8 protein-coding genes are annotated in these 11,619 nt (G+C 67.3%); 4 read left to right on the top strand and 4 right to left on the bottom strand.

The annotated features are described in order from the left end of the window. Positions 1–20: 20 nt before the first annotated feature. The 4 genes from P1K30_RS19225 to P1K30_RS19240 all read right to left on the bottom strand — a co-directional run bounded on the left by P1K30_RS19225 (position 21) and on the right by P1K30_RS19240 (position 6,772). A complete protein-coding gene (locus P1K30_RS19225; RefSeq protein WP_275634401.1) occupies positions 21–1,343 on the bottom strand; it encodes a TolC family outer membrane protein in 1,323 nt (440 codons plus the stop codon). A 59-nt stretch (positions 1,344–1,402) separates the two neighbouring features. Next, positions 1,403–2,056, bottom strand: a complete 654-nt coding sequence (locus tag P1K30_RS19230) for a protein-L-isoaspartate O-methyltransferase family protein (protein WP_275634402.1) — start codon at positions 2,054–2,056, stop codon at positions 1,403–1,405. Between the two features lie 383 nt (positions 2,057–2,439). Further along, positions 2,440–5,643, bottom strand: a complete 3,204-nt coding sequence (locus P1K30_RS19235) for a methyl-accepting chemotaxis protein (protein ID WP_275634403.1) — start codon at positions 5,641–5,643, stop codon at positions 2,440–2,442. A gap of 115 nt (positions 5,644–5,758) precedes the next feature. Next, positions 5,759–6,772, bottom strand: coding sequence for a LacI family DNA-binding transcriptional regulator (locus tag P1K30_RS19240; protein WP_275634404.1), 1,014 nt, complete (start codon positions 6,770–6,772; stop codon positions 5,759–5,761). Between the two features lie 141 nt (positions 6,773–6,913). Here P1K30_RS19240 and P1K30_RS19245 point away from each other — a divergent pair, with 141 nt between their 5' ends. From P1K30_RS19245 to P1K30_RS19260, 4 genes are read left to right on the top strand one after another with little or no spacing between them, the layout of a single operon-like run. Then, entirely contained in the window at positions 6,914–7,969 is a 1,056-nt protein-coding gene (locus tag P1K30_RS19245) for a sugar phosphate isomerase/epimerase family protein (protein ID WP_275634405.1), read from the top strand. Further along, positions 7,966–9,123 (top strand): Gfo/Idh/MocA family protein, encoded by a 1,158-nt coding sequence (locus tag P1K30_RS19250; RefSeq protein ID WP_275634406.1) that lies wholly within the window; start codon positions 7,966–7,968, stop codon positions 9,121–9,123. The genes P1K30_RS19245 and P1K30_RS19250 overlap by 4 nt, the downstream gene beginning before the upstream one ends. Beyond that, positions 9,120–10,619, top strand: coding sequence for a sugar ABC transporter ATP-binding protein (locus P1K30_RS19255; protein ID WP_275634506.1), 1,500 nt, complete (start codon positions 9,120–9,122; stop codon positions 10,617–10,619). The genes P1K30_RS19250 and P1K30_RS19255 overlap by 4 nt, the downstream gene beginning before the upstream one ends. Next, positions 10,616–11,614 carry an ABC transporter permease gene (locus P1K30_RS19260; RefSeq protein ID WP_275634407.1) on the top strand — a complete coding sequence of 333 codons (999 nt, stop codon included), beginning with the start codon at positions 10,616–10,618 and terminating at the stop codon, positions 11,612–11,614. Before P1K30_RS19255 ends, P1K30_RS19260 begins: the two co-directional genes overlap by 4 nt. The last annotated feature ends 5 nt before the right edge of the window (positions 11,615–11,619 follow it).

An 11,619-nucleotide genomic window follows, 5' to 3' on the forward strand; every position in this document is an offset into this window, starting at 1 on the left:
AACTCTTGCCGCTTTATTGATTATTTGCCGAGGCTTCTCAAAACACGGTCAAGCTTTTCGCCCTGCGGACTGACCATCCGCGTCGGGGCGTTCTTGACCGCATCGTAATAGGCTTCGGGGTCGTACGTCAGGATACCTAGATCGAGGTGGTCGACTGTCAGCAGGCCCATCGTCGCCAGCAGGGAATAAACCGCGACGAATTGATTAATCTCGGCCTGAATCAGCGAGGCCCGCGCGTCCAGCAGATCCTGTTCGGCATCCAGCACGTCAAGCGTCGTGCGCGCGCCAAGCGAGGCTTCCTCGCGCACGCCCTCGAACGCGACGGTGCTTGCGCTGACCTGCCGCTGGCTGGCATCCGTGCTGGCGATCGCGACGCGCAGCGCGGTCCATGCGTTGGCCACGTCCTGCTTGACCGTCACGACGGATTGCAACAGCTCGGCCCGGTCGGCTTCGGCGGCGGCGATCGCCTGCCGCATCGCCGACGCAAGCGCGCCGCCCGAATAGATCGTCTGGTTCAGCGACAGCGTGGCGGTGACGCTGTCGTTCCAGTCGTGATCGACCGCGGCCGTCACGCCGCCCGTCAGGCTGGGCCGCATCGCGGCGCGGGCACGGGCGATGTTCAACTCGGCCACCCGAACCTCGCGCTGGCGTTGGTGGATCAACGGGTGCGTCCGCACCGCGATGGCGATGGCCTCGTCCAGCGTCGAGGCGGTCATCGGCGGCACGTTGGGGCGCACAAGGTTGGCCGGATAGTCGCCGACGGCGGCCTTATAGGCCTCGCGCGCGACGTTATAGTCGCCTTCCGCCGCCGCAAGCGCTGCGCGGGCTGCCGCAAGCGCGGCCTCGGCCTGCGACACGTCGGTCCGCGTGTCTTCCCCGACCTCGAACCGCTGGCGGGCGGCGCGCACCTCCGAGGTGATGACGCGCACGTTGTTGCGGCGCAGCTCGACGAACCGGGCGGCGCGGATGACCTCCATGTAGGCCCGGACCGCGCCAAGCAGCACCTGCTGTTCGATCTGAACAAGCACGTCGCGGGTCAGCAGCACCGTTTCCTTGGCGACGTCGATGGCCAGCGGGGTGCGGCCGAAATCATAGATCGTCATCTGCGTGGTCAGCGACATCGAGGCGGTATAGTTGTCGGTGAACGGTCGCGGCTGCGCGTATCCCGCGGTCAACGCCCATTGCAGGACCGGGCGCAGGGTGGCGACGGCCTGCGCGACATCCTCGTCGGCGGCGCGCAGCAGGGCACGGTTCTGTTCCAGCAGGTTCGAGCTGTTGTAGGCCGAGATCAGCGCATCGGTCAGCGACTCGGCCCGTGCGGTGGTGGTCGACGCGGCAATCACGCACCCGGTGACGGCAGCCGAGACAAGGCGCCGCAATCGGGAGGGGCCGCGCCGGACCGTCACAGGACGAATTCCGGCGCGCGGGCAAAGCCGGGCAGCACCGGCGCGCTTGCGTCGAAGACCCAGCGCCAGCTCAGCACACCATCGGCTTTCACGCCGATGCGGGCCTGGCACAGCGCGCCGTCCGCGAACAGCGTGCCGATGCGGCCGCCGTCCTTCAGCTGGTCCGCCAGTGCGGCGGGCAGCGTTTCGATCGCGCCCTCGACAAGGATCACGTCATAGGGGCCGTGCTTTGGGGCGCCCTCGGCCAATGATCCGGCGACCACGGCCGCGTTGTCGGCCGAGATTTCGGACAGCAGCGTCTCTGCCTCGGCGGCGCGCGTCTCGTCCTCTTCGACGGCGACGACGGCTTCGGCCAGCCGGGAGACCACGGCAGTCGCGTAGCCAAGCCCGGCCCCAAGGTCGAGCACAAGGTCGCCGGTGCCGATGTCCAGCGCGTCCAGCAGCTTGGCCAGCGTGCGCGGTGCAAGCACGGTACGGCCAGGACCAAGGTCGATGTTGTCGTCGACGTAGGCGGTCGGGCGCGCGTCGTCCGGCACGAAACGCTCGCGCGGGACCTCAAGCATGGCGTCGATGATCGGATACTTGGTGACGTCGGAGGGCCGGACCTGCGTATCCACCATCATCCTGCGGCGCGTTGCGTTATCGGTCATGGAAGTGAACTCTCCGGTCTGGATTGCCAAAGTCTGATGCCACATCCTGCCGCCGTGAACAATATATCTGCTGCGGCACATGCGCCTGGCGCGCGGACACTGTTACGGGTCCGGGCGTTTTCGATTTCCCCAAGACGCTGGCGACGCCGCCCCGATCGCACCTGTTTGACCGTTGCAAACGGACCGCATGGGTCCTCGCGGGGGGACGAGCTCGGCCCGGACGGACCCGATACGTCATCCTGCGGCGCCTTCCGCACGGGCCCCGCCGCCCAACCCCGCGCCGTTCCCGCGGAACGCGAGACCCGCACCCGGTGCGCACAGGGTTGGGCCGATTCGCACGAAGGTGACCTGCCGGGGCGAGGCGCGACGTAGCTGTCACGACTTCAGAAATCGGCCCAGCCCGCATCGTCCTCGAACACGTCCGGGGCCGCATCGGTCGCAAGCGCGGTCGCGCCGTCCGTAACCGGTTGCGTCGGCGCTGGCGGACGGGTCTTGCGGGCGGGTTTCGATGCCGCCGCATGGCTGCCCGATGCCGCCGACCCGGCGGACGCCGCGCGTCCCGCAGGCTCGCTGGCGCTGGCCGCGCGCGCCGGGTCCGACGCACCGGCAGCAGGCCGCCCCTGCCCTTCGAGCATGGGATGCGCCACGACGTTCGATGTGCCGGTGCGGAACTTGGCCATTGCGCTGGACAGCAGATCCGCCTCGCGCGTGAGGGCATGGCCAGCTGCCGTGGCTTCCTCGAACATGGCCGCGTTCTGCTGGGTGACCTGGTCCAGATCGCTGACCGCCGCGTTGATCTGCGCCAGCCCCGTGCTTTGCGACTGCGAGGAATTGGCGATCTCGGCAACATGGCGGGACATTTCGACCACGCCGGTCACGATGCTTTTCAACGCGTCCCCGGCCTGCCCCACAAGGTCGACACCCCGCTTGACCTGCCGCCCCGAGCTGGAGATCAGCTCGTTGATCTCACGCGCTGCGTCGGAGGACCGTTGCGCCAAGGCGCGCACCTCGGATGCGACCACGGCGAAGCCGCGCCCGGCTTCTCCGGCGCGCGCCGCCTCGACGCCGGCGTTCAGGGCCAGCAGATTGGTCTGGTAAGAGATGTCGTCGATGACCTCGGTAATGCGAGAGATCTGCTTGGACGAGGACGAAATCTCGTCCATCGCGCCCACGGCTTCGCGCACGATCTCGCCGGATGTTTCCGCGTTCTCGCGGGCGGAATTGACGATGCGGTTCGCTTCCGCCGCGCCCTCCGCCGCTGTCTTCACGGAGTGGGTCAGCTGATCGAGCGCCGCCGCCGTCTCTTCCAGGGTTGCGGCTTGCCGTTCGGTGCGCTGCGACATGTCGTCGGCCGCCGAGGAAATCTCGGCCGCACCGCCCCGGATGCCTTCGGAATTGGCAGCGACGCCTTCTATTGTGGTCGCAAGCTGGGTAGCCGCCGCGTTGAAATCGGCGCGCAGGCTTTCGTAAGCCTCGGCGAAGACCTCTTCGATGCGGACCGACAGGTCCCCGTGCGCAAGCGAGCCCAGCGCCGCGCGCAGCCGTTCGACGACCTGCGCCTGTGCGGCCTCGTGCTCTGCGCGGCGGCGTTCCTCGGCTTCTGCTGCGCGCCGCGCCTCGGTCACGTCGCTGGCGATCAGGATAAAGCGCAGCAGGTCGCCGTCGTCGTCGGTGACCGGGGTGATCCCACCCTCGATCAAGACGTCCGCCCCGTCCGGGCCAGTCAGCCGGAAGCGGCCGAAGACCGGCTTGCCCTCGCGCAGGCGCGCCGACAGGGAGTCGTCGCTTTCGCCTTCGGCCTTCAGCCAGTCCTGCACGTTGCGGCCGATAAAGGCGGCTTCGGACTGCCCCATTACCTTGCAGAACGTCCCGTTCACCGACTTCAACTGGCCGCCGGGGACGAATTCCGCCCGAAGCTGATAGCCGTCGATCGATTCCAGGACCGCCTTGCTGAGATAGCCGTCCGTCACGTCCTTCAGTTCGATGACATAGCCCATTCCGTCCCCGGCACCGTCCCGCACAAGGCCGATCGACAGGACCAGCCGCATATCGCCCAGCGCCATGCCGACGGATGCCGGCAGGCCCGACGGTTCGGCCATCAGACCCGCAATCCTGCTTGCCAGATCCGTGGGCAGGACATCGGCCACGGGCCGCCCCCTGACCTCGCCGCCTTCAAACCGCGGATTCAGCGACGCTAGCGCATCGGTCTGCTGTTCGAACAGATGACGGATCGCGCGGTTGGCATGCAGGATGGTACCATCGAGGCTCAGCATCATGATCGGGGCGGTACTGGACGAGAAGGCGGCACCGCGGAAACGGCTGTCGACCCGGTCCGCTTCGGCTGCCTTGAGCTGTTCGCGAAACCGCTCCAGTCGGCGGGCGATGCGCCCGATCTCGTCGCCGCGCCCGGCGTCGGCGACTTCGGCGTCCAGCTTGCCATCCGCGATCTGCGCGATGGCTTCGGTGACCCGGTTCAGGGGACGCGACAGCGAACTGGATACCAGCGTCGCCACGACCGCGCCCAGCACCAGCGTGCCGAGGCTGACCAAAAGCAGCATCGTCCGCAGGTCCGACAGGGCGGCCAGCGCCTCTGTCTCGTGCACGGTGATCAGGCCGGCCCACGTCGTGCCGAACACGTCGACGGGGCCGTAGGCCCGCAGAACATCGACACCCTCTGCCGTCACCGCGCGGTCGGTTCCGGTTTCGCCCGACAGGGCCGCCTGAACCGCCGGGTTCAGCGGGAACTCGGTCATCATCGTCGGCTCTTCGACAAACCGCCGGTCGGTCCGCAGAAGGCCGTCGCGTCCGACCAACAGGAACTCGCCGGTTTCGCCCAGCCCCACGACATCGGAGACGAGCCGGCGCAGATAGTCTTCCGGCAGCTGGTAGGCGATCACGCCGACGCGTTCGCCGTTGGAAAAGACCCGCTGGGCCAGAAACGCCGCCGGCTGACCGCCGCTGGGCGCATAGCTTGCGAAATCCTCGAACGCCTGCTCGCCTTCGGCAAGCTCGATCCCGCGCCGATAGGCCCGCGCCAGCCCGGTTTCGCTGTAGGGGCCGTCCAGCATGTTGGTGCCGAAATCGTCCTCTTTCACAACGCTGTAGATCAGGTTTCCGGCGGTATCGAACAGGAAGACGTCGTAATAGCCGAACTCGCGCTGGTGGGCGACGAACACGGGATGCGACGTGGCATGGATCGCGGAATACTGAGACTTGTCATCCGCGTGGGCGAAATCCGCGCGCGCCGCACCCTCGTACGGATTGTTCTCGACATAGGCTTCACGCAGCTGGCTTGCCGCGTCGCCGTCGTAGCCCTGCCACGCCATCGCCAGACCACGAAGCGTGCGGATCGTGATCGAATCCTCTGCCGAGCGCGTCAGTTCGTCGGCGAGTTGATCCAGCGAGGACGCCATCGCGCCAACCTCAGACTCCAGCACGTTGGCAAGCCTGTTCGTAATCTCATCGGTCAGCGCGTCTTCTTCCAGCCGCTCGGCGAAGTTGCCGAACACGGTAAGGACAAGCACCATAAGGAACAGCATGATCGCGGGAAGCTTGTACCTGATGCGGATGTTGGCAAATAGGTTCACGGTCGGCATCTCCTTCACGGGCGGGTGCCCGAGCCTGAATCGCGCCGTGTCTACGACCGCCGAATGAACATGACCTTAAGCTGTGCCGAACCTCCGCGATCCGGATGCCGCCGCCCTATCGCACTTTGGGCGGCGCCCCGGCGCTTGACCGGGGGATGAATTCGACCTCGATGATCTCGGACGGGACGTCGTTGGCGCCCGTTTCGATCATGCCCAGCAGCAGCTCGGCCGCGCGGGCACCGATGTCGGTGCGGGGCTGGCGGATCGTGGTCAACCCGGGGCTAAGATGCTGTGCGATCTCGATATTGTCGAACCCGACAATGGACACGTCGAGCGGCACCTGAAGCCCGGCGCGCTGGACCTCGCCCATGAAACCCACCGCCATTTCGTCCGACGACAGGAACAACCCGGTCGGCCGGTCCTGCATCGCAAGCCAGGCGCGGGCGGCGGCGGCGCCAGAGTCCATCGTGAAGTCGCCCTCCAGCACCCAATCCGCCCGCATCGGCAGGCCCAGACGGTCCAGCGCAGCGCGGAAGCCGTGCAGCCGCGTCTGGGTCAGCACGTTGTCCCCCGGCCCGGTGACGTGCCCGATGTGGCGATGCCCCAGCCGCGCAAGGTGGCCGACAGCCAGCGCCGCGCCGCGTTCGTTCTCGACCCGCACGCTGGGCACCGCGTCGCCCATCCACTCGCAGGCGCAGACCACGGGCGGACGGCCCGGCACCGACAGCGCGGCGGGCGACAGGGCGCCGTCCAGAACGACAATGCCGTCGGCCTGACCGGAGGACAGATAATGTGCCAGCCGCTGGTCGGGATCGGGGCCGGACTGGGTGTCGGCGATCAGCATTCCGTAACCCGCAGGCGTCAGCACCGATGCAAGCCCGGACAGGATCTGCGCGAAGAACGAGTTGGCAAGGTTCGGCAGCAGAACGATGACCGACCCGGTCCGCTGCCGGCGCAGGTTCGACGCGGTGGCGTTCACCCGGTATCCGGTCTGCGCCACGGCTTCCAGAACCGCATCGCGAGTCGTTCGGGCGACGACCGCGGGCTTGGACAGCGTCCGGCTGACAGTGGCCGTCGACACGCCAGCGGCGCGGGCAACATCCTGAATCGTAGCGACTTTCCGGTCCATCGACGTCCTTTCCAGATGCGCCACGATGCCCCGAAAAATTTCTCTTGTAAACGTTTGCAACCTTTGCGACGGTAAATGTGAAAACGATTACAGTTCGATTTCAAAAAGCGCAGGGAGGGAGCCCCGCGCAGGGAGGAAGCCGTGAAAACCATCAAGGGGCCTGCGCTGTTCTTGGCGCAGTTCGCGGGCGATAGTGCGCCTTTCGACAGCTGGAACGGGATCACCCGCTGGGCCGCAGACTGTGGCTATGCCGGGGTGCAGGTGCCCAGTTGGGACAGCCGGTTCATCGACTTGGACAAGGCGGCCGACAGCAAGACCTATTGCGACGACTGGGCCGGTCAGGCCCGCGAGAACGGCGTCGAGGTGACAGAGCTGTCGACCCACCTTCAGGGCCAGCTTGTCGCGGTTCATCCGGCCTATGACGCGGCCTTCGAAGGCTTTGCCGACCCGTCCGTGCGTGGCAATCCCGCCGCCCGGCAGGCGTGGGCGGTGGAGCAGGTGAAAAAGGCGATCCGCGCGTCCAAGAACCTGGGCCTGACCGCGCTGCCGACCTTTTCCGGCGCGCTGGCGTGGCCCTATGTCTATCCGTGGCCGCAGCGCCCCGCCGGACTGGTCGAGATGGCATTCGACGAACTGGCCGCGCGCTGGCGCCCGCTGCTGGACATGGCGGACGAGCACGGTGTGAACCTGTGCTACGAGATCCACCCCGGCGAGGATCTGCACGACGGCGCGACGTTCGAGATGTTCCTTGACCGGGTGAACGACCATCCGCGCGCGATGATGCTGTACGATCCCAGCCACTATGTCCTGCAGTGCCTCGATTACCTCGACAATCTGGACATCTACGCCGACCGGATCGGCGCGTTCCACGTCAAGGATGCCGAATTCAACCCGACCGGACGGCAAGGCGTCTACGGCGGCTATCAGTCGTGGGTGGACCGCGCCGGACGGTTCCGGTCGCTTGGCGACGGGCAGGTGGATTTCGGGGCGATCTTCTCGAAATTCGCCGCGATGGACTTCGACGGCTGGGCAGTGGTCGAGTGGGAATGCGCGCTGAAGCATCCCGAGGACGGCGCGCGCGAGGGCGCGGCCTTCGTCCGCGACCACATCATCCGCGTCACCCCGCACGCCTTCGACGATTTCGCCGACGGCGGCGCGGACGACGACGCCAACCGCAAGATGCTGGGGCTGTCATGACCAAGTTTTCCGAACGCACGGGGCCGATCAGGCTTGGCATGGTCGGCGGCGGACAGGGCGCGATGATCGGCGCCGTTCACCGCATCGCCGCCCGTCTTGACGGCGCCTATACGCTCGTCGCGGGGGCGCTGTCCTCGACCGAGGACAAGGCGCGCGCCTCGGCGGCAGAGATCGGGCTGGCCGAGGACCGGACCTATACCGATTTCACCGAGATGGCGAAGCGCGAGGCGCGGCTGAAGGACGGGATCGAGGCGGTCGCCATCGTCACCCCGAACCACATGCACATGCCGGTCGCGCGCGAGTTCCTCAAGCGCGGCATTCACGTGATCTGCGACAAGCCTTTGGCGGGCACGCTGGCCGACGCGAAAAAGCTGAAAGCCGCCGCCGACAAGGCGGATGCGCTTTTCGTGCTGACCCACAACTACACTGGCTATCCGCTGGTGCGAGAGGCGCAGGCGCGCGTGGCCGCGGGCGAGCTGGGCGAGATCCGGCTGGTGCAGGTCGAATACGCGCAGGACTGGCTGGCCGAGGAACCGGACCCCGACAACAAGCAGGCCGCGTGGCGCACCGATCCGGCGCGCAGCGGCGCGGGCGGCGCCACCGGCGATATCGGCACCCATGCGTGGAACCTTGCGCGCTTCGTCACCGGGCTGAAGCCCGAAGCGATCGCCGCCGATCTTCAGGCTTTCGTGCCGGGGCGGCAGCTGGACGACAACGGCCACGTTCTTTTGCGGTTCGAGGGCGGTGCGCGCGGGATGCTGTGGTGCAGTCAGGTCGCCGCCGGCAAGGAAAACGACCTGCGTCTTCGGGTCTACGGCACCAAGGCCGGGCTGGAGTGGCATCAGGAGAACCCGAACCAACTGTTCGTGACGCCGCTGGGCGGGGCCACGCAGATCGTCACGCGGGCCTCTGGCGCGACGGGCGAGGACTCTCGCCGCCTGACCCGTGTGCCGCCGGGCCATCCCGAGGGCTACCTTGAAGGCTTCGCGAACATCTACGCCGAGGCGGCACAGGCGATCCGCGCCGCCCGCACCGGCGCATCGCTGCCCGAGGGCGTGATGTTTCCCTCGATCGACGACGGGGTCGAAGGCGTCGCCTTCGTCGATGCCTGCGTCCGGTCGTCCAAGCGCAACGCGGCATGGGTGTCGATATGACGGCGATCCTCGAAGCCCGCGGCATTACCCGCAGCTTCGGACCGATCGAGGTTCTGCACGGCGTCGACTTCGACCTTGTCCCCGGCGAGATCCACGCGCTGATCGGCGAGAACGGCGCGGGCAAGTCGACCACGATGAAGATCCTTGGCGGCTATCTTCAGCCGACGAAGGGCGAGTTGTTGCTGGACGGTCGTCCCGTGACCTTCGCCGACCAGCGCGAGGCGGAAGCGGCGGGCATCCTGATGATCCATCAGGAGTTCAACCTTGCGCTGCAACTGACGGTCGAAGAGAACCTGTTCCTTGGCCGGGAAAAGCGGCGCGGCCCGTTTCTGGACACCCGCGCCATGCGCGCCGAGGCGCGCGAGTGGCTGTCCCGGCTGGACTGCCATGTCGATCCGCAGACCCGCGTCAGCGACCTGTCGGTGCCGAACCGGCAGATGGTCGAGATCGCCCGTGCCCTTGGCCGCAACGCCCGCGTGCTGATCATGGACGAGCCGACCGCCGTGCTGACCGGGCGCGAAACGGACGTGCTGCTGGACCAGATCGCGCGGCTGAAGGCGCAGGGCGCCGCGATCCTGTACACCAGCCACAAGCTGGACGAGATCGCCCGCATCGCCGACCGCGTGACCGTGCTGCGCGACGGCAGCCACATCACCACCCGCCCCGCCGCCGGCTTCACCGAGCACGCTATGGCCGAGGCGATGGTGGGCCGCGAACTGTCCGACCTGTTCCCCGACCGCCCCGACCCCGGTGACGACGTGGTGCTAGAGGTCGAGAACCTGACGGTGCCCGGCCATGTCCGCGACGCCTCGTTCAAGCTGCGGCGGGGCGAGGTGCTGGGCTTTGCCGGGCTGGTGGGCGCGGGCCGCACCGAATTGATGGAAGGCATCGTCGGCCTCCGCCCCGCGACCGGGCGCGTGACCGTCAACGGCGCGCCGCTGCGGTCGGGGTCGGTTCGGGCCGCGCGCGAGGCGGGGCTGGTCTATCTGACCGAGGACCGCAAGGAAAAGGGTCTGCTGCTGGGCAAGTCGCTGACCGAGAACCTGACCCTGCTGGCGCTGGACCGCTTCGGGCGGCTGTTCATCGACAAGTCCGCCGAAGAGAAGGCGCTGACCACCGCGTTTTCGGAATTCGACATCCGCGCCAAGGACCGCACCATGACCGCCGGCAGCCTGTCGGGCGGCAACCAGCAAAAGCTTTTGCTGGCCAAGACCATGCTGGCCGAGCCGCAGATCGTCATCATCGACGAGCCCACGCGCGGCATCGACATCGGCACCAAGCAGCAGATCTACGATTTCATCGCCGCCCTCGCGGCCCAAGGCAAAAGCGTCATCGTCGTGTCCTCGGAACTGCCCGAGGTGATCGGCCTGTCCTCGCGCGTGGTCGTGATGGGACGCGGCCACATCGCCGGGGAACTGTCAGGCAGCGAGATCACCGAAGACGCGATCCTGCGCCGCGCGATGGGCGTGGGCGAACTGACCGGAGCTTCCGCATGACCGACACCACGGCCTCGGCTGCCGCCCCCCGTTTCCGCCTGTCGTTCCAGACGCTTGGCCCGGTGCTGGCGCTGATCGCGCTGATCATCCTTGGCGCCTCGCTGAACTCGAACTTCCTAAGCTATGGCAACGTGACCAACGTGCTGGCCCGCTCGGCCTTCATCGGCATCATCGCCGTCGGCATGACCTTCGTGATCACCGGCGGCGGGATCGACCTGTCGGTGGGCTCGATGGCGGCCTTCGTCGCGGGGGTGATGATCATGGCGATGAACGCGATGGTCCCCTCGCTTGGCATCGGCGTGCCGCTGGTGCTGGCGGGCATGGCGGTGGCCCTGCTGACCGGGCTGGCGGCGGGGCTGTTGAACGGCATCCTGATCGCCAAGGCCGGGATCGAGGCGTTCATCGTCACGCTGGGCGCGATGGGGATCTATCGGTCGCTGACCACATGGCTGGCGGACGGAGGCACCCTGTCGCTGGATTTCGAGGCGCGCACCTTCTACCGCCCGGTCTATTACGACGGCCTGCTGGGCGTCGCATGGCCCATCATCGTCTTCGCCGTCGTCGCCATTCTGGGCGAGATCGCGATGCGCAAAACGCCGTTTGGCCGCCACTGCGCCTCGCTTGGCGCGAACGAGCAGGTCGCCCGCTATTCGGCGGTGAAGGTCGATCTGGTGCGCATGGCCACCTACGTGATCCTTGGCGGTCTCGTGGGGCTTGCGACCATCATGTACGTGCCGCGCCTTGGCTCGGCCTCTGGCTCGACCGGCGTGCTGTGGGAACTGGAAGCCATCGCCGCCGTGATCATCGGCGGCACCGTGCTCAAGGGCGGCTTCGGCCGCGTCTGGGGCACCGTCGTCGGGGTGCTGATCCTTAGCCTGATCGACAACATCCTGAACCTCGCCTCGATCGTGTCGCCGTACCTGAACGGCGCGATCCAAGGCGTGATCGTCATTCTTGCCGTCGTATTGCAGCGGCAAGGCAAGTCCGCCGACTGAGCGGC

The sequence above is a fragment of the Psychromarinibacter halotolerans genome, from assembly GCF_029168315.1.
GTDB classification, from domain to species: domain Bacteria; phylum Pseudomonadota; class Alphaproteobacteria; order Rhodobacterales; family Rhodobacteraceae; genus Psychromarinibacter; species Psychromarinibacter halotolerans.